Annotated in this window: 22 protein-coding genes, 1 pseudogene and 1 riboswitch; of the genes and pseudogenes, 6 read left to right on the top strand and 17 right to left on the bottom strand. The window is 62.8% G+C overall.

Going from position 1 to position 25623, the window contains the following annotated elements:
- From BLO80_RS14185 to BLO80_RS14145, 8 genes are all read right to left on the bottom strand, one after another.
- On the bottom strand, positions 1-522 hold the full coding sequence (locus tag BLO80_RS14185) for a retropepsin-like aspartic protease family protein (RefSeq protein ID WP_092205341.1): 522 nt from the start codon (positions 520-522) through the stop codon (positions 1-3).
- Complete coding sequence (locus tag BLO80_RS14180; RefSeq protein WP_092334357.1) at positions 519-1505, bottom strand: esterase-like activity of phytase family protein; 987 nt, start codon at positions 1503-1505, stop codon at positions 519-521. Before BLO80_RS14180 ends, BLO80_RS14185 begins: the two co-directional genes overlap by 4 nt.
- Positions 1505-3409 carry a DNA topoisomerase IV subunit B gene (parE, locus tag BLO80_RS14175; RefSeq protein WP_092334355.1) on the bottom strand — a complete coding sequence of 635 codons (1905 nt, stop codon included), beginning with the start codon at positions 3407-3409 and terminating at the stop codon, positions 1505-1507. Before parE ends, BLO80_RS14180 begins: the two co-directional genes overlap by 1 nt.
- Positions 3410-3450: 41 nt before the next feature.
- On the bottom strand, positions 3451-4059 hold the full coding sequence (locus BLO80_RS14170; protein WP_092334353.1) for a YqiA/YcfP family alpha/beta fold hydrolase: 609 nt from the start codon (positions 4057-4059) through the stop codon (positions 3451-3453).
- 467 nt (positions 4060-4526) lie between these two features.
- A complete protein-coding gene (locus tag BLO80_RS14160; RefSeq protein WP_092334351.1) occupies positions 4527-4886 on the bottom strand; it encodes a DUF6124 family protein in 360 nt (119 codons plus the stop codon).
- Positions 4887-5622: 736 nt separating this feature from the next.
- Positions 5623-6438: a 3',5'-cyclic-AMP phosphodiesterase gene (gene cpdA / locus BLO80_RS14155; protein ID WP_092334034.1), complete on the bottom strand. Its 816-nt coding sequence runs from the start codon at positions 6436-6438 to the stop codon at positions 5623-5625.
- Between the two features lie 99 nt (positions 6439-6537).
- Positions 6538-6990, bottom strand: a complete 453-nt coding sequence (locus tag BLO80_RS14150; RefSeq protein WP_024618006.1) for a DUF1249 domain-containing protein — start codon at positions 6988-6990, stop codon at positions 6538-6540.
- The gene (locus BLO80_RS14145) at positions 6981-7598 is read right to left on the bottom strand and encodes an NUDIX domain-containing protein (RefSeq protein WP_072407133.1); all 618 of its coding nucleotides are present in this window, start codon (positions 7596-7598) and stop codon (positions 6981-6983) included. Before BLO80_RS14145 ends, BLO80_RS14150 begins: the two co-directional genes overlap by 10 nt.
- Positions 7599-7812: 214 nt before the next feature.
- Here BLO80_RS14145 and BLO80_RS14140 point away from each other — a divergent pair, with 214 nt between their 5' ends.
- Positions 7813-8556, top strand: a complete 744-nt coding sequence (locus BLO80_RS14140; RefSeq protein WP_092253031.1) for a DUF3298 domain-containing protein — start codon at positions 7813-7815, stop codon at positions 8554-8556.
- Here BLO80_RS14140 and cytX read toward each other — a convergent pair.
- Entirely contained in the window at positions 8525-9817 is a 1293-nt protein-coding gene (cytX, locus tag BLO80_RS14135; RefSeq protein ID WP_092333980.1) for a putative hydroxymethylpyrimidine transporter CytX, read from the bottom strand. The genes BLO80_RS14140 and cytX overlap by 32 nt on opposite strands.
- Before the next feature lie 170 nt (positions 9818-9987).
- Positions 9988-11877, bottom strand: coding sequence for a phosphomethylpyrimidine synthase ThiC (gene thiC / locus BLO80_RS14130; protein ID WP_092333982.1), 1890 nt, complete (start codon positions 11875-11877; stop codon positions 9988-9990).
- A gap of 160 nt (positions 11878-12037) precedes the next feature.
- Positions 12038-12143, bottom strand: a riboswitch (TPP riboswitch).
- A gap of 154 nt (positions 12144-12297) precedes the next feature.
- Between thiC and BLO80_RS14125 the strand changes: the two genes are divergently transcribed.
- The gene (locus BLO80_RS14125; protein WP_092333984.1) at positions 12298-13737 is read left to right on the top strand and encodes a TolC family outer membrane protein; all 1440 of its coding nucleotides are present in this window, start codon (positions 12298-12300) and stop codon (positions 13735-13737) included.
- A gap of 128 nt (positions 13738-13865) precedes the next feature.
- On the opposite strand, the gene waaA is transcribed toward BLO80_RS14125, so the two are convergent.
- Positions 13866-15146 carry a lipid IV(A) 3-deoxy-D-manno-octulosonic acid transferase gene (waaA, locus tag BLO80_RS14115; protein ID WP_092333988.1) on the bottom strand — a complete coding sequence of 427 codons (1281 nt, stop codon included), beginning with the start codon at positions 15144-15146 and terminating at the stop codon, positions 13866-13868.
- Positions 15147-15168: 22 nt separating this feature from the next.
- Positions 15169-16059, bottom strand: coding sequence for a LysR family transcriptional regulator (locus BLO80_RS14110; protein WP_092333990.1), 891 nt, complete (start codon positions 16057-16059; stop codon positions 15169-15171).
- Between the two features lie 103 nt (positions 16060-16162).
- Between BLO80_RS14110 and BLO80_RS14105 the strand changes: the two genes are divergently transcribed.
- The 4 genes from BLO80_RS14105 (at position 16163) to BLO80_RS14090 (ending at position 19693) form a co-directional block, all read left to right on the top strand.
- Entirely contained in the window at positions 16163-16495 is a 333-nt protein-coding gene (locus BLO80_RS14105; protein ID WP_003197153.1) for a DMT family transporter, read from the top strand.
- A 213-nt stretch (positions 16496-16708) separates the two neighbouring features.
- Complete coding sequence (locus BLO80_RS14100) at positions 16709-17884, top strand: NAD(P)/FAD-dependent oxidoreductase (protein WP_092333992.1); 1176 nt, start codon at positions 16709-16711, stop codon at positions 17882-17884.
- Positions 17881-18693 carry an aldo/keto reductase gene (locus BLO80_RS14095; protein WP_092333994.1) on the top strand — a complete coding sequence of 271 codons (813 nt, stop codon included), beginning with the start codon at positions 17881-17883 and terminating at the stop codon, positions 18691-18693. Before BLO80_RS14100 ends, BLO80_RS14095 begins: the two co-directional genes overlap by 4 nt.
- A gap of 34 nt (positions 18694-18727) precedes the next feature.
- Positions 18728-19693: a metal ABC transporter ATPase gene (locus BLO80_RS14090; protein WP_092333996.1), complete on the top strand. Its 966-nt coding sequence runs from the start codon at positions 18728-18730 to the stop codon at positions 19691-19693.
- 148 nt (positions 19694-19841) lie between these two features.
- Here the strand turns inward: BLO80_RS14090 and hldE are convergent, their stop codons facing one another.
- The 5 genes and pseudogenes from hldE to BLO80_RS14065 form a co-directional block, all read right to left on the bottom strand.
- Positions 19842-21263 carry a bifunctional D-glycero-beta-D-manno-heptose-7-phosphate kinase/D-glycero-beta-D-manno-heptose 1-phosphate adenylyltransferase HldE gene (hldE, locus tag BLO80_RS14085; RefSeq protein ID WP_072407151.1) on the bottom strand — a complete coding sequence of 474 codons (1422 nt, stop codon included), beginning with the start codon at positions 21261-21263 and terminating at the stop codon, positions 19842-19844.
- Between the two features lie 99 nt (positions 21264-21362).
- Complete coding sequence (gene cysC / locus BLO80_RS14080; RefSeq protein WP_092333998.1) at positions 21363-21971, bottom strand: adenylyl-sulfate kinase; 609 nt, start codon at positions 21969-21971, stop codon at positions 21363-21365.
- A pseudogene (locus BLO80_RS14075) lies at positions 21964-22402 on the bottom strand (sulfotransferase family 2 domain-containing protein); the annotation flags it as partial. The pseudogene BLO80_RS14075 and the gene cysC, both read right to left, overlap by 8 nt.
- Positions 22403-22541: 139 nt before the next feature.
- Complete coding sequence (gene msbA / locus BLO80_RS14070) at positions 22542-24347, bottom strand: lipid A export permease/ATP-binding protein MsbA (protein ID WP_092334000.1); 1806 nt, start codon at positions 24345-24347, stop codon at positions 22542-22544.
- Between the two features lie 15 nt (positions 24348-24362).
- A complete protein-coding gene (locus tag BLO80_RS14065; protein ID WP_092334002.1) occupies positions 24363-25535 on the bottom strand; it encodes an O-antigen ligase family protein in 1173 nt (390 codons plus the stop codon).
- Between the last annotated feature and the right edge of the window lie 88 nt (positions 25536-25623).

The raw sequence follows: 25623 nt of genomic DNA, 5'->3' as shown, positions 1-25623 counted from the left end.
TCAGTTCGTTGTCTGGCGCAGCAGCATGGTGCCGTCGCGCTGGGTAAATTCAAGTTTGTTCAAGGCGCTCATGCCCAGCAGCACTTGCGTGCCACCCAGGCCAGGCGCCACCAGGGCACGGACATCGCGCAAGACGATGTCGCCCAATTGCAGCCGGTCGACGCGGGTACGGTAGCCCTCGCTCACACCGTTGGCGGTGCTCAAGGTCACGCCGAAGCCTTTTTCCAGCTTGAGGCGCTCGGCCAGCTCCATCGGGATCGCCACGTCAGTGGCACCGGTGTCGAGCATGAAGTCCACCGGCTGACCATTGATCTGGCCGCTGGCGACGAAATGCCCCTGTTGATTGCCGACCAGCTTCACCTCGATAAAACCTTCACCTTTTTGCGAGTACACCTGGGTATTGGGGTTTTGCTGACGCTGCTCCCATTGGGCAAAAAACCGCGTCGCCAGAAACAGCGCGGCGCACCAGGCCAGGATCATCAGCACCCGGCCGGCGCGCTTGCCCGGCACCTGCTGGCTCACGGCGAGGCACTCCAGCCACCCTCGGGCGCGGCGAAGCGCCAGACGATTGGCCGCCGTTCACCATCGGCCCGCTTGCCATCGTTGTTGTCCAGGCCGATCCAAGCCCCCTCGGCATCCACCACCAGCGCTTCGGCCAGCCCGTAAGCCTGGGGATAACGGCGGTTATCCTGCAACGCCTCGGCGGCGAACGACCAGCAACGCTCGACCTGGGCGGTCTGCGGGTCACGCCGGCAGATCTGATAGGCGTTGCGTTCCAGGGTAAACAGCTTGCCATTGAACAATGACAGGTCCGCGAAATCCCGCGGAACCGCCTTGGCCTTGGGGAACTGCGCCGGCTGCATCTCCCGCCCGGCTTCGCTCAGCAACACGCAATTGCCATCGCAGTCCCACACCGTCTGCTGACGCTTGATCAGCAGCAGGCCGCGCCGTTCGCGTTCGGCGGCCAACCACAGTTGATCACCAGCTGGGTTGATCGCCAGCCCCTCGAACAAGGCGTTGAAATGCAGCAACATGCCACTGCCCCGGGCCTGACGGATCAGAGTCGGGGCGATTTTCAACCAGGATGCGTCTCCCGAAGGCGACACTTGCAACACTGCGGCATGAGACTCGCTGACCACATAACGGTTGCCAGCGCTGTCACAGCTGATGCCTTCGAAATCCAGCTCGCCACCGCGCAGGAACGACGCTGCCCAGGTCCGGGAACGCAAGCCCCAGGGCAAACCGCTGTCCGGCACCTCCGGCACCTCGATTTCAACCACCTCGGCCTGCCAGACCGGCGCCTCGGAGGGTGCGAGGCGATAGATTCGGTCGTCGTCGCGATCGGACACCGTCCACATCTCGCCGCCGCACAGCGCCAGCCCGGACAGGTTGCCGCCGCGCATGCCATCGACGGCGTGCTCGGACAGCAGCTTCAGTTCTGGCGCAGGTCCTGCGACTACCGCCCCCGCCCACAGCCACAACGCCAGGGCGAAACCGTTGCGCATCAGGCCAGCACCTCGGCCAGGTCCCCTTTGGATTCGAGCCAGGACTTGCGGTCGCCGGCGCGCTTCTTCGCCAGCAACATATCCATCATTTCCGAGGTCGCTGCGAAATCATCCAGGGTCAACTGCACCAGGCGGCGAGTGTTCGGATCCATGGTGGTTTCGCGCAACTGCGGCGGGTTCATCTCGCCCAGGCCCTTGAATCGGGTGACTTGCGGCTTGCCACGTTTCTTCTCTGCCACCAGGCGATCGAGGATACCGTCGCGCTCGGCTTCGTCCAGGGCGTAGTAGATTTCCTTGCCCAAGTCGATGCGGTACAGCGGCGGCATCGCCACGTAGACGTGACCGGCGTCCACCAGCGGGCGGAAATGCTGGACGAACAAGGCGCAGAGCAACGTGGCGATGTGCAAGCCGTCGGAGTCGGCGTCGGCCAGGATGCAGATCTTGCCGTAGCGCAGCTGGCTCATGTCCTCGGCGCCCGGGTCGACGCCGATGGCCACGGCGATGTTATGCACTTCCTGGCTGGCCAGCACTTCGCTGCCGTCCACTTCCCAGGTGTTGAGGATCTTGCCCCGCAACGGCAGGATGGCCTGGAACTCTTTGTCCCGCGCCTGCTTGGCCGAACCACCGGCGGAGTCACCTTCCACCAGGAACAGCTCGGAACGCATCGGGTCCTGCCCGGCGCAATCGGCCAGTTTGCCCGGCAAGGCCGGCCCCTGGGTGATGCGCTTGCGCTCGACCTTCTTGCTCGCCTTGAGACGACGGCCGGCGTTGTTGATCGCCAGCTCCGCCAAGGCCAGGCCGGTTTCCGGGTTGGCGTTGAGCCACAGGCTGAACGCATCCTTGACCACCCCGGAAACAAACGCCGCCGCCTCACGGGACGACAGGCGTTCCTTGGTCTGGCCGGAGAATTGCGGTTCCTGCATCTTCATCGACAGGACAAAGGCAATGCGCTCCCAAACGTCTTCCGGCGCCAGCTTCACGCCACGGGGCAGCAGGTTGCGGAACTCGCAGAACTCGCGCATGGCATCGAGCAGGCCCTGGCGCAAGCCGTTGACGTGGGTACCGCCCTGGGCCGTAGGGATCAGGTTGACGTAGCTTTCCTGGACGCTTTCGCCACCTTCGGGCAGCCACAGCAGCGCCCAGTCCACCGCTTCCTTGTTACCGGCCAGGCTGCCGCAGAACGGCTCGTTGGGCAGACGTTCGAAATCGTTGACCGCGTCCACCAGGTAAGAGCGCAGGCCGTCTTCGTAATGCCACTCGACTTTCTCGCCGGTGGCCTTGTCCTCGAAACTGACCAGCAGCCCCGGGCACAACACGGCCTTGGCCTTGAGCACGTGCTTGAGGCGGGTCACGGAGAATTTCGGCGAATCGAAGTACTTCGGGTCCGGGGCGAAATACACACTGGTCCCGGTGTTGCGCTTGCCGACGGTGCCGACCACTTCCAGCTCGGTGGCCTTGTAGCCGTCGGCGAAGGTCATCTGGTATTCGTTGCCATCACGCTTGACCCGAACCCGCACCTGGGTCGACAAGGCGTTGACCACGGAAATACCCACCCCGTGCAAACCGCCGGAGAACTGGTAGTTCTTGTTGGAAAACTTGCCGCCGGCGTGGAGCTTGGTGAGGATCAGCTCGACGCCCGACACACCCTCTTCCGGGTGTATGTCCACCGGCATGCCGCGGCCGTCATCGCTGACTTCCAGCGAGTGATCGGCGTGCAGGATGACCTGCACCGACTTCGCATGCCCGGCCAAGGCTTCGTCGACACTGTTGTCGATGACTTCCTGGGCGAGGTGGTTCGGCCGACTGGTGTCGGTGTACATGCCGGGGCGCTTGCGCACCGGGTCGAGGCCCGAGAGGACTTCGATGGCGTCTGCGTTATAAGAGCTAGCGCTGGGAGTGGCCATGGGGTCTCGTCGTCAGTGTTCAATGAAAAAGGGGCGATGGCTCACAGCGACGTGAAGTCGATCGCCTGGTACAAATCGGCGCCAATGCCGGCAAAACTCAACAGCGCCGGCAACTGCTGGGCAAACCCTTGGAAACTGTGGTCGCCGCCGGCCTGGATGCGCAAGGCACAGGCGCGGTAATACTGCTGGGCGTGGCGATAATCCAGCGTTTCGTCACCGGTTTGCAACCATACCTGATACCGCTGCGGGTCCCGGGGCGCCGGCACTTCCAGCTCGGCCAGGGCCGTCACGTGGTCGTGGGTCAATTCCCAGGTTTCGTCGGTATACAAGTTCTTCTGCGTACCCAGGTAACCGTCGAACATCCGATGCGGGCTGACGGCCGGGTTGACCAACAGGGCCTTGAGGCCGTGGCGCTCGGCCAAGTGAGTCGCATAGTAGCCGCCGAGCGAGCTGCCGACTAGCAGCGGCCGCCCCAGTTGTGCAATCGCCTGTTCCAGCTGACCGATGGCTTGGCGGGGGTGGTGGTGCAGGGCTGGGACTTGTAGGTGGTCGCTCAGGCCCAATTGCGCCATGACTTTGATCAACTGACTGGCTTTGGTCGACGCGGGGGCGCTGTTGAAGCCGTGGATATAAAGGATAGAACCCGCCATTGCCGACTCCCTGGGTGTTGGGCAAAGGCCGGAGTTTACAGGGAGATTGAAGGGGTTTGGGTGTTTTAACACCTTTCCCAAGTGGCCCATTGGCCTTTGTGGCGAGGGAGCTTGCTCCCGCTGGGCTACGCAGTAGCCCTAAACCTATGGACTGGGTGCATATCCATTGCTGCGGTAACGGCTGCTGACGGTTCCGCTCTTACAGCGGCTCACTTTTGAAAAGCCTGCGCGGCCCGGCGAAAAGTAAGCAAAACGCTTCTGCCCCACCACTCGGCACCTCGCCTAGGCTCGGTGTGCCCTCACTCCGGCATTGCTCCATGGGCCCGCTGCGAAGGGCCATCCATGGCCCAGCGCGGTTAACGGGGCGCCGAGATCAACGTCCGACGCGAGGCGGCCTGAGAGCCGGCCTGGTTTAGGGTGATCGCGTTTCTCCAGTGCGAGCTTGCTCGCTTTTGCGCGCGGTGTGGTCAGGGTTGTGTATTGACGTTGTCCAGCACCCGATTTGTCAATAAAGCGCCCAGCTCGATCAGTTGCTGAATGCCAAGGGCAACATGGCGTCGTGAGCCTTCCAGGTCGAAGGCAAGGTCGCTGACCATGGCATCGGCTGAAGCCAGGGTTTCGCTGAGGTTGGCCAGCAGGCTTTCGGTATCGACGCCGTCCACGACAGCGAACAGTTGACCTGAGGGCTTTTTCTTTTTGGCTTGAGGTTTGGGGTCGAGATAGTGGTCGATGACGCGCTTGGCGGCTTCATCAAGTATCGGGGGAATCTGGCTGGCTTCGGGAGAAATGGAATCGTTTTTTGTTGGCCCAGAGTTATCTTCAGACATGTTGGCGCTCCATTAGGATTGAAATAAAGCTCCTTTTTTTTTCAGGTTTCCAGGCCCGGCCGCTGAATTGGCAGCGACGGGAAAAGGTTAGCGACAGCCCTTCCCACCCGGCAACCGCCAGGGCTCGTCGGAAAAATCTACTTGAATCAGAAAGTGTGTCCGACCATTCCCACAAATTTTGGTCGGCTGTCAGACCGCCATCGCGAGCAAGCTCGCTCCCACAATGGACCTGCTGTGCCACAAGATCTGTGTACACCAGCGTTCCACTGTGGGAGCGAGCTTGCTCGCGAAAGCGGTGGGTCAGCTTGCATCAGCATTGCATGTGCCGCCGTCTTCGCGAGCAAGCCCGCTCCCACAATTGGATCGGAGTACGACAAAAGAGCCAGGCCGGCTATAAGGCCGCCTCGCGGTGGACGTTGATTTCGGCGCCCCGTTAACCACGCTGGCCGAACGCAGGTATTGCGCAGTGGGCACCTCGGCATGGATGCCGAGGTAGCCGCGCTGGGCCATGGATGGCCCTTCGCGGCGGCCCACGGAGCAATGCCGGAGTGAGGGCACACCGAGCCTAGGCGAGGTGCCGAGTGGTGGGGCAAAGACCTTTTGGTTACTTTTGGGGCGTTTGCCAAAAGTGACCCGCTGTAAGAGCGGAACCGCCAGTAGCCGTTACCGCAGAAATGGATATGTACTCAATCAGACCGCCATCGCGAGCAAGCTCGCTCCCACAGTTGGGCCGAACTCAGTACCCGTTGGACTCATAGTCCGGGGTAAACGCAAACCCAACCACCCGCTCAACCCCCGTCTCCAACCGCCCATCCGGCAAGAGCCGCAACCACCGATACCCCGGCGCCTGCGAGCCCACCGCAAAATCCTCACTCCCAGGCTCAAACTGAATACAGGTCGAAGGCGAAGCCAACAAACGAACCCCCTCGCGCACCCGATCGACCTCCTGGTGCACATGCCCCCAGAGCACCGCCCGCACCTGGGGAAACCGATCCAGCACCGCAAACAACGCTTCCGGATTACGCAACCCAATCGGCTCCATCCACACACACCCAATCGAAACAGGATGATGGTGCAGACACACCAGATGATGCCGCTCTGGCGCCTCGCTCAACGCATTGGCCAACAGAATCAACTGCTCCTCGGCCAAAAACCCCGGCACCGAACCCGGCACGGCCGAGTCCAGCATCGTCACCCGCCAATTGCCGATGTCCACCACCGGATCGAGCAACGTGCTCTTGACCGCCGCCTCGAGCATCACCCGCGGCTCGTCATGGTTGCCGGGGATCCACCGCGCCGGCGCATCGATTCGGGCAGTCAACTGTCGAAACGCCGCGTAGGACTCCAGCGTGCCGTCCTGGGACAGATCCCCCGTGGCGAGCATCAGGTCAATGCCCGGCTGCTGCTCGAGCACCAGATCGATGACCGCCCGCAAACTGTCACGGGTATTCATGCCCAGCAACGAGGCATCGGCCTCGGCGAACAAATGGCTATCGGACAGTTGGACCAACAACGCCGCGTCGGCAGTGGTCAAGCTGGATACGCTCGGCAAATCGCTTTCTCCCAGGCGCAATCACGCCGCTGCATGAAGCCGCAATTATGCTGGGGGACGATCGAAAGGGGAAACCCGCGAACCGGAACCGGTTCACAACTACCGAACGACTTCGAACTCGTGGCCCAGCGCCAGGCAATGACTCAGCCACTCGCCCAGGAACAGGTTCAACTGGGCCTTTTCATCCGGCTGGTGCATCGAGGCATTCGGATAAGGATAGATGCCACGAAAGCGTCGTGCATGTTCGGCGCTGACGACTTCGGCCATGCGCGCATCGTGATAGACCTGCACTTCCAACTGCGGCACCGGCAACCAGGGCAGGCTGTGCTCCTGGCGCACCTGCAGGGTGGTGGTGTAGGGACAGGTCTGCAGCACTTCCAAGGCCAGCACGCCGAGCATCTGGTCGCCGTGGGTCACGGCGATGCGGCGCGGCAACGGGTCGTTGCGCATGTCCGGCAACAAGCGCATCAGGCGGGCGTAATTGGCCTCGCAGGCGGCCTGCAACCCCACCAGATCGACGCGATAGCGGTCGCGCAGCTTGTTCAGGACCATAGCCCCCTCACTTCATCGCGATTCAAGGCCAGCCATTGCAAGGCAATGATGCTGGCCGCGTTGCAGATACGCCCGTCGCGCACGGCTTGCAAGGCATCTTCGTAGGCCCAGACCTTCACCCGAATGTCCTCGGCTTCTTCCAGAAGGCCATGCAGGCCGCCTGCCCCCGTGCTGTCGCAACGCCCCAAGAACAAATGTACGAATTCATTGCTGCCGCCTGGCGATGGAAAATACTGAGTCATCGGCCAAAGCGCAGCGAAGACAAGCCCAGCTTCCTCCTGCGCTTCGCGATGAGCAACTTCTTCCGGTTGCTCATCCTTGTCGATCAGGCCGGCCACCAATTCCACCAGCCAGGGGTTGGTGGTCTTGCCAATGGCCCCCACGCGAAACTGCTCGATCAACACCACTTCATCGCGCTGCGGGTCATAGGGCAGCACGCACACCGCGTCATGGCGCACGAACAGTTCACGGCTGATCTCACGGCTCATGCCACCGGCAAACAACTCGTGGCGCAAGACGAGGCGGTCGAGCTTATAGAAACCCTTGAAGCAGGTTTCACGCTTGACGATGTCCACGGTGTTCGGTGTGGCGTTGGCGAAGTCGGTCATGACAATCCTCGTGTGCAATGGATCAATACGAGGTTCCAACCTCGGCTTCGCGCCATCCTAACGCGCCCGTACCCTTTGATGCAGCCCCTTTCCGGTGATCGGGATGGACGGCTGCGCTGAAAATCACTCTAATGAGCTTAGTGGCGAACTGATTGCCTTGCCGACAGTCGAAGCGGGTAACTTTTTGCCTTTCCGTGTTTCATGAAGGACGCCCATGTCGCTTTTCAAAACCGCCTCCGTGGCTGCCATTGCCCTGACCCTGGGCGCTTGCCAAAGCCTGTTCCAACCCAACTATCGCGCACCGCTGGAGACCACCCGCGACGCTTCGGAACAACTGCAACCCGGCTGCGCCAGCGCCGACTGCCCATTGGTGAACATCGATACCCTGCACTTTCCCACCGAGCCTGCCTTGGACGGCATCGTCGAAAAACGCCTGCTGCAAATGACCCGCACCCCGGACGCCCCGGCGGCACCGACGCTGGCGGCCTACCGCGAACAGTTTTTGCGCAACGCCGCACCGCGCAACAGCAGCTATTTGCAGGCCAAGGTACGCGAGCAACATGACGGCCTGGTGATCATCGAATTGTCCAGCTACCTGGACACCGGCGGTGCCCACGGCACGCCAGGGCGCGGCTTCATCAACTATTCGCGCCAGCAGCACAAGGTGCTGACCCTGTCGGACATGCTGCTGCCAGGCCAGGAAGAAGCCTTCTGGAAAGCCGCCCAGGTCGCCCACAACAGTTGGCTGATCAGCACCAAGCTGGATCAGGAACCCGAGTTCCTGAAACAGTGGTCCTTCCAGAAAACCCCGCACGTGGCGCTGACCTACGGCGGGGTGATCCTCAAGTACGAAGTGAGCACCATCGCGCCATACGCCCTGGGTCACATCGAACTGAAGATCGCCTATCCCCGCCTCAATGGCATTCTCAAGCCCGAGCTGTTCCCCGGCCGTAGCTGAAAGCCCGACCCAACAGCAGTTGCAGCAACCCTGCCAGAACCAGCGACGGCAGGGTTGCACCGACATCCGGATAGAGGTTGGCCAGCACGTGATAAGTGCTCACCCCACCCAGCCAGGCCAACAGGGCCGGCCAGCGCAACGCGGCTGACACCACTTGGCTGCTGCGCTTGCGCAGGATGAAGTGGTCCACCAGCACCACGCCGAACAGCGGCGCGAACACCGAGCCGATCAGCAACAGGAAGTTCTGGTACTGAGCCAACGGTGCGAAGCAGGCGATCAAGGTGCAGATGACGCCAATCGCCAAGGCCAGGTGCTCGACCTTCAACCCCGACAGCATGCCGCTGGACACTGCCGCCGAGTGGATGTCGGCGAAGGCGTTTTCCGACTCGTCCAGCAGAATCAGCAACAACGGAATGCCCAGCCCGGCACCGGCCAGGGCCAGCAGCAACGCGTTGACTTCACCGCTCGGCGCGAAGGCCAGGGTGTAGGCCACGCCCAGGCTCATCAGCCAGACGTTACCGATGAAGAAACCCACGGCCGTGCCGCCGAAAACGTTCTTGGCGCGTTGGCCGAAGCGTGAGTAGTCGGCGATCAGCGGCAACCACGACAGCGGCATGGCAATGGCGATGTCGAACCCCACCGCCAGCGGCATCGAGCCGTCGCCTGCCTGGGCCCACAGCGCCGCCAGGTCAGCCTTGGCAAACAGGTTCCAGGTCAACCAGAGGCAGGCCGCCAGCAGCAGCCAGATGCCCCATTTGCGCAGGACCTTGCGCACAAAGGTCAACGGCCCGCTCACGGCAAGCAGGGTCGCCAGGGCGCCGAAGAACAGCGTCCACAGCAGCGGGTTCGAGCCCAGGCTGCCTTCGCTGAAGGCTCGGGCACCGAGCAGGCTGGCGGCATCGCGCATGACGATGATTTCGAACGAGCCCCAGCCGATCAATTGCAGCAGGTTCAACACCGCCGGCACGCTCGCGCCTTTGGTGCCGAGGCTGAGCTTGAGGGCGGCCATGGCCGACAGGCCAGTGTCACTGCCGATCACTCCGACCGCCGCCAGCAGCAGGACGCCCACCAGCGTGCCGAGGAAGATGGCCAGCAACGAACCGCTCAGGCCCAGGCCCGGCGCGAGCAAGGCACCGACCTGCAAGACCATCAGGCCGATACCGAGGGAGAACCACAGGGAAAACAGGTCGCGGGCGCCGAAGACGCGTTTGTCCAGGGGCACGGCGGTGTCTGGGGAGTAGGTGCTGGGTTGGATGTTCAAGAGTGTTATCTCAGAGGGATATTTATTGTTCTGATGATCGCCTTCGCGAGCAAGCCCGCTCCCACAATGGACCTTCTGTGAACACAACAGCTGCGTACACCAACGATCTACTGTGGGAGCGGGCTTGCTCGCGAAGGCGGCGGTGAAGTCACCGCCACCTTTGGCTCACATCACACTTTCTTGTAAAGCTGACTACCTTCCTGCTTGAACCGCTCCGCCTGCTCCGCCAAGCCTTGGGCGACATCGACATCCACCGCTTCAATGCGCTGGTTGGCGGCGTACTCGCGCACTTCCTGGGTGATTTTCATCGAGCAGAATTTCGGCCCGCACATCGAGCAGAAATGCGCCACCTTGGCCGAGTCCTTCGGCAGGGTTTCGTCGTGGTACGAACGGGCGGTGTCCGGGTCCAGGCCGAGGTTGAACTGGTCTTCCCAGCGGAACTCGAAACGCGCCTTGCTCAAGGCGTTGTCGCGGATCTGCGCGCCCGGGTGGCCCTTGGCAAGGTCGGCCGCGTGGGCGGCGATCTTGTAGGTGATGATCCCGGTCTTCACGTCATCCTTGTTTGGCAAGCCGAGGTGTTCCTTCGGCGTGACGTAGCAGAGCATGGCGCAACCAAACCAGCCGATCATTGCCGCACCGATACCCGAGGTGATGTGGTCGTAGCCCGGCGCGATGTCGGTGGTCAGTGGGCCGAGGGTGTAGAACGGCGCCTCGTCGCAGCACTCGAGCTGCTTGTCCATGTTCTCCTTGATCAACTGCATCGGCACGTGGCCGGGGCCTTCGATCATGCATTGCACATCGTGCTTCCAGGCGATCTTGGTCAGCTCGCCGAGGGTTTCCAGCTCGCCGAACTGCGCTTCGTCGTTGGCGTCGGCAATCGAGCCCGGACGCAGGCCATCGCCCAGCGAGAAGCTGACGTCGTAGGCCTTCATGATTTCGCAGATGTCTTCGAAGTGGGTGTAGAGGAAGTTTTCTTTATGGTGCGCCAGGCACCACTTGGCCATGATCGAACCGCCACGGCTGACGATGCCGGTGACACGCTTGGCGGTCATCGGCACATAGCGCAGCAACACGCCGGCGTGGATGGTGAAATAGTCGACGCCCTGCTCGGCCTGCTCGATCAACGTGTCGCGGAACAGCTCCCAAGTCAGGTCTTCGGCCACACCGCCGACTTTTTCCAGGGCCTGGTAGATCGGCACGGTGCCGATCGGCACCGGCGAGTTGCGGATGATCCACTCGCGGGTTTCATGGATGTGCTTGCCGGTGGACAGGTCCATGACCGTGTCCGACCCCCAGCGGATGCCCCAGGTCAGCTTCGCCACTTCTTCTTCGATGGACGAACCCAGTGCGCTGTTGCCGATGTTGCCGTTGATCTTCACCAGGAAGTTACGGCCGATGATCATCGGTTCCAGTTCGGTGTGGTTGATGTTGGCCGGGATGATCGCGCGGCCACGGGCGATTTCGTCACGCACGAATTCCGGGGTGATGACTTTCGGCACGCTGGCGCCGAAGCTGTGGCCGGCGTGTTGCTGGTCCAGCAGGCCGGCGGCGCGGGCCACTTCCAGCTTCATGTTTTCGCGGATGGCGACGTATTCCATCTCGGCGGTGATGATGCCTTTGCGCGCGTAGTGCATCTGGCTGACGTTGGCGCCCGGCTTGGCACGACGCGGGTTGTTCACGTGGGCAAAGCGCAGCTTGGTGAGCTCGGGGTCGGCCAGGCGTTCCTGGCCGAAGTTGGAACTCAGGCCCGCCAGGCGCTCAGTGTCGCCACGGTCTTCGATCCACGAAGAGCGCACGTCGGCCAGGCCTTTGCGCACATCGATGATCACGTTCGGGTCGGTGTACGGACCCGACGTGTCGTACACCACCACCGGTGCGTTGATCTCGCCGCCAAAGTCGGTGGGGGTCACGTCCAGGCTGATTTCGCGCATGGGCACGCGGATATCCGGGCGGCTGCCCTGGACATAGATTTTTTGCGAGCGGGTAAAGGGCTGGACCGATTGCTCATCGACCTTGGCCGAATCACTGAGGTTGGTCGCATTTTTTGCTTTTGTCGTCATCACGGGCTCTCCAGACACACATCCAGGCAGTGGATTTTTGTCGGAGCGAACCTGTAGCGAATGGACGCACCCAGCACGAAAGTGCGGATGCTGTGCTTGCTGCTCGAGTGCGTTCAATGGTCGAACGACATCCCGGACGAAGCACAAGAGGACTCGCCGGGTGACGAGAAATCTTGTTCCCTACGCAGGCGTTAACCTGATCAGGTTCAACGGGATCCGAAATTATTCGATCTCAGCCTCATAGCAAGGCACCCCGACAAGAACCCGGCCAGTCTAGACATAACCACCACAGAACGCCATCACCCGGATAAAAGGCGTGATGAATGGCGTATATACAGGATTGTTGCCGTGCGCGGGCGCAACTACACTCGCTACGCCGCGCCTCTTGTGCGCAAACATTCGAGAAGTAGGGATTGCCTCATGCTGCGCAAACTTTCACTGGCCCTCGCCGTGTCTTGTGCGTCCAATGGAATGGCCTGGGCTGCCGAAGCGCCCCTGACCACCAAAACCGATCTGGTGAGCGTCTATCAGGAAGCGGTGGACAATAACGCCGACCTGGCCGCTGCCCGCGCCCAGTATGGTGCCCAGAAGGAAGTGGTGCCCCAGGCGCGTGCCGGGTTGTTGCCCAACCTTTCGGCCGGCGCCGACCTGAACAACACCCGTACCGAGCTCGACCAGCCGGCGATGACCGCTACCCGCAGCTCCACGGTCTACCAGGCCACGCTATCCCAACCGATTTTCCGTGCCGACCGCTGGTTCCAACTCCAGGCGGCCAAGTCCGTCAACGAACAAGCCTCGCTGCAATTGTCGGCCACCGAACAGAACATGATCCTGCAAAGCGCCGAGAGCTACTTCAACGTGCTGCGCAGCCAGGACAATCTGGCTTCGACCAAGGCCGAGGAAGCCGCGCTCAAGCGCCAGCTCGACCAGTCCAACGAACGCTTCGACGTCGGCCTGTCGGACAAGACCGACGTGCTGCAATCCCAGGCCAGCTACGACACCGCACGGGCCAACCGGATCCTCGCCCAGCGCCAGGTCGAGGACGCGTTCGAAGCGCTGATCACCCTGACCAACCGCCAGTACAACTCGCTCCAGGGCATCGTCCACACCCTGCCGATCCTGCCGCCGACGCCGAACGACGCCAAGGCCTGGGTTGACACGGCGGCCAAGCAGAACCTGAACCTGCTGGCCAGCAACTACGCCGTTGATGCCGCCGAAGACACCCTGCGCCAACGCAAAGCCGGTCATGCACCGACCCTCGATGCGATCGCCCAGTACAGAAAAGGTGACAACGACGGCCTCGGCTTCACCAACCCGAGCCCTACCGGACAGCGCTATGGCGGTGATGCCGAGCAACGTACCATCGGTTTGCAGTTGAGTATCCCGATCTATAGCGGCGGGCTGACCAGCTCCCAGGTGCGCGAGTCCTACTCGCAGCTCACCCAGACCGAACAGCAACGCGAAGGCCTGCGCCGGCAGGTGGTGGAGAACACCCGGAACCTGCACCGCGCCGTGAACACGGACGTGGAGCAGGTCCAGGCCCGGCGCCAGTCGATCATCTCCAACCAGAGCGCGGTGGAAGCCACGGAAATCGGCTACCAGGTGGGCACACGCAACATCGTCGATGTGCTCGATGCCCAGCGCCAGCTGTACACCTCGGTGCGCAACTACAACAACGCCCGCTACGACTACATCCTCGACAACCTGCGTCTGAAGCAAGCCGCCGGGACGTTGAGCCCCGCGGACCTGCAGGACCTGTCGCGCTACCTCAAGCCCGACTACAACCCCGACCGCGACTTCCTGCCGCCGGACCTGGCCCAGGCCGCCTCGCAGCAGTTGCGCTCGCGGCCGGCGCAATAACGACGATACCTTTGTGGCGAGGGAGCTTGCTCCCGCTGGATCGCGAAGCGGTCCCATTTCTAGTGGGCGCTTCGCACCCAAGCGGGAGCAAGCTCCCTCGCCACAACAGCGGTTCCCAAGGGCAAAGATCACCGACCAGCGAGCAACCGCCCCAACCCCTCCAGCAACCGCTGCAACGCGCCCTGGTTGGTGCGCATCACCTTCAGCCCTGCCTCGGCCATGCGCTGGGCGTCGCGGGGCAGTTCGAACAGGCGCTGCACCGCCAGGGCCAGGCTTTCGGCATCTTCCACTTCCGCCAGCGCTCCGGCAGCACGCAGTTGCGCGGCGATTTCGAGGAAGTTGAACAGGTGCGGCCCACTGAGCACCGGTTTCGCCAGGGCCGCCGGTTCGAGCAGGTTATGCCCACCGTTGGGCACCAGGCTGCCACCGACAAACGCGCTGTCGGCCAATGCGTAGAGAAACAGCAGTTCGCCCATGGTGTCGCCGAGCAGCACCGAAGCCTGGGCGGTAACCGGCTGGCCGCTGGAGCGCCGCACCGTGACCAGACCTTCGTTTTCACACAACTGGTGCACTGAGTCGAAGCGCTCGGGATGACGTGGCACCAGGATCAGCAATGCATCGCGATGACTGTCGAGCAACCGACGGTGAGCCGCCAGTACCACTTCGTCTTCACCTTCATGGGTGCTGGCGGCGATCCACACCGGGCGCTCGGTTGCCTGCCACTGGCGGCGCAAGGCGCTGGCGTCTTCGAGCAGTTGCGGGTCGATGGTCAAGTCGAACTTGATGGAGCCGGTAACCTCGACGGTTTCCGCCCGGGCGCCCAATTGGCGAAAACGCTCGGCTTCGGCCTCGGTCTGCACGGCGAACAGGCTCATCTCGGCGAGCATGGGCCGGGTGAGCTTGGGAAAGCGTGCATAGCCCCGGGCCGAACGCTCCGACAACCGCGCATTGGCCAGGGCCACGGGAATGCCGCGCCTGGCGCATTGGTGAATGTGATTGGGCCACAGCTCGGTTTCCATGATCACCGCCAGGACCGGGCGGACCCGGTCGAGAAAACGCTTGGCGGCACAGGGCAAGTCGTAAGGCAGGTAACAGTGCTGGATGCGCGGCTCACCGGCGAACAACGCTCGGATCCGCTCCGACCCGGTGGGCGTCATGCAGGTGACGGTGATGGGCAACTGTGGATAACGTTGCAACAAGGCCCGGATCATCGGCGCGGCGGCAATGCTCTCGCCCACCGACACCGCGTGGACCCAGATGCCGCCCGGCACCATGACCGGCAGGCCCCAGGAGAAACGCTCGCCGATGCGCCGGGCATAGGCCGGCGCCTTGCGTGCCCGCAGCCACAGCCGAATCGCTACCAGTGGCAGCCCCAGATAAAACAATGCGCTATAGAGAGTTCTGTTCATGGCGGCGGAGTTTATCGGTTTTTCAGCCGATCGCCTGCAACTGCACGGCAAAACGTTCCGCCAGCCAACGGGCCGCCGGCCCCAGGGGTTCGTCGCGGCGCCAGACCAGTTCCACCACCAGGGCCGGCGGGGTCCATTCGCTGCTGAGTTCGATCATGTCCCCCAGGTACGCCGGGTATTGCACCACGTGCCGCGGCAGCCAGGCCCAACCCAAGCCACTCCTCAGCCATTCGGCCAACACATAGAAACTGTCGGCCCGCCAGACCTGCGGGCTGGCCTGCTCACTGCCGGGATAGACGCTGGACTGGGTCGCCATCAACAACTGGCGGTGCCGGGCCATTTCCCGGCAGGTCACATAAGCATGGTTCGCCAGGGGGTGGCCCCGGCCGCACACCGTGACCATTTCGACGCTGCCCAGTACCCGGCGCTCCAGCGCCTCAGGGATCTGCTCGTGATAGAACAGCAAACCGAGGTCGGCGCGCCGCTCCACCAGTTTGCGCGCCACGTCACCCTGGGCAGCGCTGGCCAGTTGCACTTCGAGGGTGGGAAATTGCTCGGCCAGGGCCGCCAGACTGTCGATGACCGGTTGATAGGGCATGGCTTCATCCTGGGCCAGGCGCAGCGACGCTTCCTGCCCGCGCATCAAGGCCAGGGCCCGACCGTTGAGGCGCTCGCACTGGCGCAGCACTTCCCTGGCTTCTTCGAGCAGGGCTTCACCCGCGTCGGTGAGCCTGGGCTGACGACCGCTGCTGCGCTCGAACAGGCTCACCCCCAAGTCGGCCTCCAGCAAGGCGATCGCGCTGCTGATGGCCGATTGCGCCTTGCGCTGGTCCCGGGCCACGGCGGAAAACGAACGTTTCTCGGCGACCTCGATAAACAGCCGCAATTGCTCCAGGTTCCACTGTACGTTCATGGCCCAGCCTATCTCTATTACAGATAGGTAATGACTTTACCGCATCTGGGCGGTCTCTAGAATGGCCCCATCGAAAGACGCCACCGTCAAAGAGGAACTGCCCATGAACGCTTACTACTACCTGGCCATCGCCATCTGCGCCGAAGTGATCGCCACTGTTTCGATGAAAGCGATCAAGGGCCTGAGCACACCCCTGCCCTTGCTGCTGGTCATCGTCGGCTACGGCACCGCGTTCTGGATGCTGACGCTGGTGGTGCGCACCGTACCGGTGGGCGTGGCCTATGCGGTCTGGGCCGGGCTGGGCATCGTCATGGTCAGCGTGGCGGCGTTGTTCATCTACGGGCAGAAACTGGACGTGCCAGCGATGCTGGGGATGGCGCTGATTGTGTTGGGGGTGGTGGTGATCCAGCTGTTCTCCAAGACCGCCGGGCACTGAAAACACCTGATCATTAAACTGGAATACTTTTGTGGCGAGGGAGCTTGCTCCCGCTGGATCGCGAGCGGTCCCATTTCTAGTGGGCGCTTCGCACCCAAGCGGGAGCAAGCTCCCTCGCCACAGGTTTATCGCCATCGCGATTGATCACCAACAAAATCCCATCCCCATCGAGTCTGTATACTGCGCCCTCGTCTTGAACACTGAGGTCGCTGCATGCCATCCGTTATTTCCACCGACATCTTGATTGTCGGCGCCGGAGTCGCCGGCCTCTGGCTGAACGCGCGCTTGCGCCGCCTAGGGTTTTCAACCGTGCTGGTGGAAAGCGCCAGCCTCGGTGGCGGGCAGAGTGTCAAATCCCAGGGCATCATCCATGGCGGCGCCAAATATGCCTTGCATGGCGCCCTGACCGGGGCCTCGGAAGCCATCGCCGACATGCCGCGCCGCTGGCGCGAAGCCCTGACAGGTGACGGTGAACTGGACCTGTCCGGCGTGCGCATGCTGTCCGATGCCCATTACCTCTGGTCCCCCGGCACCCTGGCCGGCAACCTCACCAGTTTCTTTGCCAGCAAGGCCGTGCGCGGACGGGTCGACCAGGTCAAGGGCGACCAATTGCCGCCGGCCCTGCAAGACAAGCGCTTCAAGGGCAAGGTCTACCGCCTGGCCGAGTTGGTGGTGGATGTTCCCAGCCTGATCGAGCGCCTGGCGGAACTGGCCGGCGACAGCCTGCTGGCCGGGCAGCACATCGAGCCACTGCGCGAAGCGGGTGAATGGGTCGGGCTGAAGGTCGACGACCGCGAGATTCGGGCCCAGCGCATTGTCCTCAGCGCGGGCGCGGGCACCGCTGACCTGCTCAAAGCCCTGGGCCAGGACAAACCGGCCATGCAGACCCGGCCGTTGCACATGGTCCTGGCCAAGGGGCCGAGCCTCAAGCCGCTTTACGCCCATTGCCTGGGCGGCGGGCCGAAGCCACGCGTCACCGTGACCACCCACCCGGCCGCCGATGGCCAATGGGTCTGGTACCTGGGGGGCGACCTCGCCGAGGGCGATGCCATCGCCCGCGAGCCCGCCGAGCAGATCGCCGTCGCGCAGAAAGAACTTGGCCAATTGCTGCCGTGGATCGACCTCAGCACCGCGCAATGGGCCACGTTGCGGGTTGACCGCGCCGAACCGTTGCAGTCGGGCCTGACCCGCCCGGATAACGCCTTCCTCGCCGAGCAGGATCGCCTGCTGGTGGGCTGGCCGACCAAACTGGCCCTGGCCCCGGACTTCGCCGATCGGGTGGTCAACGCGCTGCAACGCGATGGCATCCAGCCCAGTCACCCGGCTCCGCTGCCGGACCTGCCGAAGCCGCCCATGGGCGTGCCTGCCTGGGAGCAACTGCTGCCATGAGCCAAACGACACTGCATGACCTCTATCGTCCTCTGGGCCATGACGGCCCGCGGGTTTCCCCCTTGGGCCTGGGCACCGTCAAGCTGGGACGCGACCAGGGCGTCAAATACCCCAACGGCTTTCAGATCCCCGATGACGACGAAGCGCGCATGTTGCTCAAGCTCGCGCGCGACCTGGGTATCAACCTGATCGACACCGCACCAGCCTATGGCCGCAGCGAAGAACGCCTCGGCCCGCTGCTGCGCGGCCAACGTCACGACTGGGTGATTGTCAGCAAGGTTGGCGAAGAATTCAGTGACGGCCAGTCACGCCACGACTTCAGTGCCGCCCATACCCGACTCTCGGTGGAACGCAGCCTCAAGCGCCTGGAAACCGACTACATCGACCTGGTCCTGGTGCATTCCGACGGCAACGACATGGCGATCCTCAACGACAGCGAGGTCTACCCGACCCTGGCGGCGCTCAAGCGCGAAGGCAAGGTCGGCGGCTTCGGCTTTTCCGGCAAGACCGTCGAAGGTGGCTTGAAGGCCTTGGAGCAAGGCGATTGCGCCATGGTCACCTACAATCTGAACGAACGAAACGAAAAGGCGGTCATTGACTACGCCAACGAGCACGGCAAAGCGATCCTGGTGAAAAAGGCCCTGGCCAGCGGCCACGCCTGCCTGAGCCCCGGGGTCGACCCGGTTCGTGCCAGTTTCGAACTGTTGTTTGAGCATCCTGGGGTCGCCAGTGCTATTGTCGGCACCATCAATCCGCTGCACCTCGCCCATAACGTCGCGACCGTAGCCACGGTCCTGCGTAAACACTGACGCCGCCCTACGCGGCCTTAAGGAAGGAGCCGACATGCCGCGTACGCTCATCAGAAAGAATCCGAGTAACTTCAAGACCCTGCCCCTGTTCGTCGAAGCGACCCCCGAAGGCCTGACTTACCAGAGCGTCGGGATGCCACTGAATTTTGCCCAGACCTTGCAACGCCGCCGTCCTGTCGCGGTGGCCGATGCCGAGCGTTTTTCCCTGGAGCTGGCGAACCTGGGCGTCTCGGTGCGCCTGACCCTGCATTGGCAGAACCGCGACTATTGGGTGCTGGTACGCCAGCGTCGGCAGGATCGCGGCGACGTGGTGCTCAAGCTGATTTCCGGCTACGTCCCGGCCCACGAACTGAACCTGCCGCTGCTCACCGCCATCAGCGAAATCGCCGAAGAGTGCCTGCTGGAAACCCCGGAAGGCTGGCTGGGCGGTCGCTTCAACGACACCTGGCTGCCAGCCCCCTACGCCACGGCCTTGCACTACCGCGAGGCCTTGCCGTTTCGCCTGACGCCCCTGTCGGGCTCGGCCCGCCCGGTGCGTAGCGCCAACCTGCAACTGATCGAACGGCCACGGGCCTACGTGCACCTGCCGACGGCATCCCTGCAATTGATCTATGACTTGCGCCTGGACGTGCCCAAGGAAGCCAAGTCCCTGAGCCTGTTTCACGTCGATGAGCGCCTGGAGGGCGACCAGTTGGTGGCACGCCTGGACCGCAAGCGACCGGACCTGTACCTGATGCCGCTGCAGGATGGGCAACCCTTGCCCGAGCTGTACACCTTGAAAAAGGATCAGCTGTACCCGGCCAGCACCCGGGGGCTGTACCTGGCGGAAAGTTTCGCACGGCAGGACGGCTGGCTGGTGCGTGACGAGCGGATTCGCTGGAAGGACTGGCTGCGCCAGCAAGGGCTGACGCCACCGGGCAAGGAGTCGGGCCTGACCCGGCTCAAGGGCAAGGCCCGGCAATTGCTCAAGAAGATCGTGCCGCGCAAGGTGGTTCGTTAGGCCTGATGTCCATTTTCTGGCTGGACAGTGAGCCCTGTGGGAGCGAGTTTGCTCGCGATGGCGTTGGATCACTCAGCCTTAATTTGGCTGACACACCGCTATCGCGAGCAAGCTCGCTCCCACAGGTTCCGCGCTTTTGCCTGACACATCAGTTGTTGCGGATCTTCTCCACAATCGCGGTCGTCGAGCTGTTTTCCACCAGCCCCAACACCTTCACGGTACCGCCGTAGGCCGCGACGATGTCGGCGCCGACGACCTGGTCGATCCCGTAGTCACCGCCCTTGACCAGCACATCCGGCTTGACCTGGCGCAGCAGGTTTTCCGGCGTGCCCTCGCTGAAGCTGATCACCCAGTCCACCGCGCCCAGGCCGGCCAGGACCGCCATGCGCCGGTCGACGCTGTTGATCGGACGCCCCGGCCCTTTGAGACGGCTCACGGAGGCATCGTCATTGACCGCGACGATCAGGCGATCACCCTGGGCCCTGGCCTGCTCGAGGTAGGTCACATGGCCAGCGTGCAGGATGTCGAAGCAACCGTTGGTGAAGACGATGCTTTCGTTGTGGGCACGGGCGTCGTCAACGGCCAGCAGCAGTTGCTCCAGGCCCAGCACGCCCCGCTCGGAGCCTTCCTCGCGCTGGATGGCGCGGCGCAGCTCGGGGGCGCTGATGGCTGCCGTTCCGAGCTTGCCGACGACAATGCCCGCCGCCAGGTTAGCCAGGGCGACCGCATGGGGCAGTTCCTCGCCGGCAGCGATCGCCGCGGCCAGAGTGGAAATCACGGTGTCGCCGGCACCCGTCACGTCGAACACTTCACGGGCACGGGCCGGCAGGTGCAACGCGGGGTGACCGGGGCGCAGCAAGGTCATGCCGTGCTCGCCACGGGTCACCAGCAAGGCACCGAGGTCGAGGTCTTGCATCAGTTGCGCGCCTTTGCTCACCAATTCGTGCTCATCGACGCAACCGCCGACGATGGTTTCGAATTCGCTGAGGTTCGGCGTGATCAGGCTGGCGCCACGGTAGATGGAAAAATCCTTGCCCTTGGGATCGGCCAGGACCGGAATGCCACGGGCACGGGCGGCCTGGATCAGCGCCTGGTGATTCTTCAACGCGCCTTTGCCATAGTCCGACAACACCAGGACCTTGACGCCCTCGAGCAAGTTGTCGACCTCGGCACCGAGGGCCAGAGGGTCGGTGGCAAAAGGTTCTTCGAAATCGATGCGCAGCAGTTGCTGGTGACGACTCATGACCCGCAGCTTGACGATGGTCGGCTGGTGCGCGACGCGCTGGAATATCGCACGTACACCCGCGCCCTTGAGGCTGTTGGTCAGACTGTCGGCGGCCTCGTCGTCGCCGGTCACGCCCACCAGGGAGGCCGGTGCGCCGAGGGCAGCGATGTTCAAGGCAACGTTGGCGGCACCGCCTGGGCGATCCTCGATGTGCTCGACCTTGACCACCGGTACCGGCGCCTCAGGGGAAATCCGTGAGGTACCGCCATGCCAGTAGCGGTCGAGCATGACATCGCCGACCACCAATACAGGGGCTTGATCGAATCGCGGCATGGACAACTTCATGGAGCATCCCACATACAAAATGAACAGGGCCGCGATATTAGCACAGGGTTGGCGAAGGCTTGTCCATGGCTGCAATGCGAAGCCAAGACGTTCGCTCCGTCAGATTTGCAGCAACGCCGACAGTCGCGCACAGGCCTGGTCCAGCTCCACCTCGCTGGTATCGATCGCGCAGTCTGGCGCAAGCGGCGCTTCGTAGGGGCTGTCGAGCCCGGTGAAGTTCTTGATCCGCCCGGCACGGGCCTCGCGGTACAACCCCTTGGGGTCACGCTGGGCGCAGACGTCAAAGGGTGTACTCACATAAACCTCCACGAAGGTGCCCTCGGAAAACAATTGCCTGGCAGCTTCTCGGTCGGCACGAAACGGGGAGATGGCCGCCACGATGACGATCAGGCCGGCATCGACCATCAGGCGCGCGACCTCGGCAATGCGGCGGATGTTTTCCTTGCGGGCCTCGGCATCCATGCCCAGGCCCCGGCACAACCCCTGGCGCAGGTTGTCGCCATCGAGCAGGGAGGTGTGCAAGCCCTTCTGGTTGAGCTGCACTTCCAAGGCATTGGCCAGGGTCGACTTGCCCGCCCCCGATAGTCCCGTCAGCCAGATGCAGCGTGGCCGCTGGGCTTTGATGGCCGCCCGATCCGCCGGCGTGAGCGACTGTGCATAAGGACGAATCCGCGCCTGCTGCATCGGCACGTTTGACGTTTCATTCATAACCAAGCATCTCGTAATCACGTTGGTATACCCGCTGCACCAGTCGACGGGTCCGTACTGAGCACATGTCCCTGACCGGCATCGTGGTGCGCTGCCAGCTTTGGTTCACATGGGGCAACCTCGCGCCCCCCAGGTGTTCGCACACTCGCTGATAGTCCCGGTCCAGGTATTCCTGGTAGCCGACGAAGTCCATCGCCAGGTGGCCGAGGGAATCGATGAGGAAATCCGTCTGGGGAGCTAAATGCAATTGCCGGGTGATGTTCTCCGGGTGCAGCCATCGCGCGACGAAATCATCGAAGTCGCGGTATTGGCCCACCATTTTCTGCGCCGCCTGATCGCGCGCCCAACGTATTGCCCCGCAGGAAAGCATAGGCTGAATACGCACGCTCCAGCGGATCGCGAACAAAGGCAAATTTGAAACTGACGGCGTATGCGGGCCGGACACACCGCTATCGCGAGCAAGCTCGCTCCCACATGGGTTCCGAGGTGCATGCAACATGTGTGTCCAACACCGGATGGGAGCGAAGCCGGCCGAGAGAAACCGGCCGGCTCACTGCCTGGGGTCCGAACTCAGGCGATATTCTGGGCGGGAGCGTCCAGCCCCATGGCATGAAGACGCGCGTAGTAGCCGTTCTGCGCCAAGAGCTCGCCATGGGTCCCGCGTTCGACGATCCGCCCCTGGTCCATCACCAGGATCAGGTCGGCCTTTTCGATGGTCGACAAACGGTGGGCGATGACCAGGGTCGTACGGCCTTTCATGACCTGGTCCAGCGCGGCCTGGATATGCCGCTCGGACTCGGTGTCCAGCGCCGAGGTGGCCTCGTCGAGGATCAGCAACGGCGCGTTCTTCAACAATGCCCTGGCAATGGCCAGGCGCTGGCGTTGGCCGCCGGACAACAGCACGCCGTTTTCGCCCACCTCGGTGTCCAGGCCATTGGGCAACTGCTCGATGAAGTCCATCGCATAGGCATCCCGGGCCGCCTTTTCAATGTCGGCCCGTGGCGCACCGGCCAGGTCGCCGTAGGCGATATTGTTGGCCACCGTGTCGTTGAACAGGGTGACATGCTGGGTCACCTGGGCGACATGACGACGCAGGTTACGCAGGCGGTAGTCTTCGATTTCCACGTCATCGAGCAGGATCTGGCCGACCTCATGGTGATAGAAGCGCGGGATGAGGCTCGCCAGGGTCGACTTGCCGCTGCCCGAACGACCCACCAGCGCAATCATCTGCCCGGGTGCCGCGGTGAAGCTGATGTCCTTGAGCACTTCGCGCTCAGCGCCGGGGTAGGTGAAGCTCAGGTTGCGCACGTCGAGACGACCGCTGACCCGTTCCTGCTCGACCGTCCCCCCATCGACCTCCGGCTCGACATCCAGTTGCTCGAAGATGCTCTCGGCACCGGCCACGCCTTTCTGGATGGTGGAGCTGACTTCCGAGAGTTGGCGAATCGGCTTGGGCAGCAGGCCGGCAGCCGTGATGTAGGCCACCAGGTCACCGGCCGTCGCGTCACCGCGCAGGAACAGCACCAGGAACATCAGGGCCGCCATGGCGGTGTAGATCACCAGTTGCAGCATCGGCGTATAGACCGCACCGGTACGCGTCATGCGCAATTGCTTGTCGGTGTTGCCCTGGCTGGCGTTGGTAAAGCGCTGCTCTTCATAGGCTTCACCGCCGAAGCTGCGCACCACGCGGTAGCCCTGGATGGTCTCGGAGGCAACGTGAGTCACGTCGCCCATGGCCACCTGGATCTTTTTGCTCTGCTTGCGGAATTTCTTGCTGGTACTGCTGACCATGACCGCGATCAGCGGCAGGATCGCCAACATCACCAGGGTCAGCTTCCAGTTCATCCACACCAGGTAGGCGAAGAGGAACACCACGGTGAGACCTTCGCGGATCACCACCTTGATGGCATCGGTAGCCGCACCGGTAACCATGGTCACGTTGAAGGTGATTCGGGAGATCAGGTGGCCGGAGTTGTGGGTGTCGAAGTAGCGATTGGGCAACACCAGCAACTTCTTGAACAGCTCGACCCGCAGGTCATGCACCAGTCCCAGGGAAACCCTGGCCAGGTAATAGTTGCCCAGGAACGACCCCAGGCCCTGCCAGGCAGCGATCAGAATGATCAGCAGCGGCACCGCCATCAGCAGTTTCAAGTCCTGGAGGTACGGCACGCTGGGAAAGAGCACCGCATCGGGGTTGCTCAAGCCGTCGACGAAATATTTGAGAATCCCGGCCAGCATGGGCTGGGTCGAAGCAAATATCACGAAACCCAGGATGCTCAGCAGAAAAATGCCCGCGTAGGGTTTGACGTATCCCAACAACCGAAAATAGATCTTCAGGCTGGAATCCTGTTCCGCTTTGGGCGGTGCGTCACTCATCGTCGGGCTCACTGATTAGGAAGAACGCGGAATTTTATCACAGCCATCGGCATTGGCCTGCGCCCAGGTCAAAACGCTGGCCAGGCCAATCGGCAACCAACTGATGAACCATTCGGCACGGGGGGTTCCGGTCAGGCTGGCGGCATCGAATTGCATCGCCAGGAACGAAAACACCCACATGCCGAGCACGCCCCGGCCCAACAGGCTGTCCCGGGCCCGCCAGGCTTCGCGCAGCACCGCGAACCAGACGACGCACCATAGCAACAGTCCCGGCAGCCCGAGTTGAATGGCGACATGGCTGAACAGGTTGTGGGCGTGATCGAACGTGAGACCATGGCTGGTAACCCTATAGTCAGCCGCCACACCAAGACCACCCCATGGGTGCTCGGCAATCATGTGCAGGCTCGCCATGAAAATCTCGGGCCGATAGGAAGCGCCACGCTCCATCACCAACGGTTCGAGCAACCAGAAGGTCAGCATCGCCAGCACCAGCGCCGTGGTGGCGATCACGCGGGCCCGCTGGTCCCGGCAATAGATCGGCATGGCCAATACGCTGAGCAGCAAGGCCAGCGCCGCACCACGACTCTGGCTCGCCACCACGAAGCCCCCCAACAGCGCCAGGGCCAGCACCCAAAGCACTTGCAGGCCGCGGTGACGCGGTATCCAATGCAACATCCAGATCGCCGCCAGGCCAATCACGTAGCCGCCGAGGATCGGATGGGACAACTCCCCCAACCCTTCCAGGCGCGCATTCCACGGGTTGTTTGCCATGCCGTAGAAACGGACGATAGCCATCAGCGCCGTCACTGCCAGCCCCAGACCACCCCATTGCATGATGCGTATCACCCGTTCGGGGTGGCCGTCGGCGAAAACCGGGAAAAACATCAGGAACACCAGGATGTAGAGCAGTCGCTTGGCCTCGCGGGCCGGCTCCGCCGCTTCAGCCCAGAACAGCGAGATCAGCGCCCAGCCCATCAGCGCCAGCAACGCCGTGTAGATCAGCCGCTTGGCACGCCATAACTCTGCCAGTCGATGACGGGCCGGCCAGGCGAAGACGATCGCCGGCAACCAGACGAATGCAACCAACCCCTGTTGATAAACCTTGTTGGTCGGTGCCAGGGCTATCGCCAGCAAAAACCATAACAAGCCAAAGGCCATCCAGCCCTGTGCCCAACGTGTTGCCTGCATCTAACGCTCCTAAACGGTCTACCAGCCAAGCCGGCATGGTGAAAACAAAAACTTTTGGGCATCATGGCCCGCCACGGCACCGGTTCTT

It is taken from the genome of Pseudomonas sp. NFACC56-3 (assembly GCF_900100025.1).
Taxonomy (GTDB): domain Bacteria; phylum Pseudomonadota; class Gammaproteobacteria; order Pseudomonadales; family Pseudomonadaceae; genus Aquipseudomonas; species Aquipseudomonas fluorescens_AA.
This window is presented reverse-complemented; position numbering and strand designations above follow the sequence as displayed.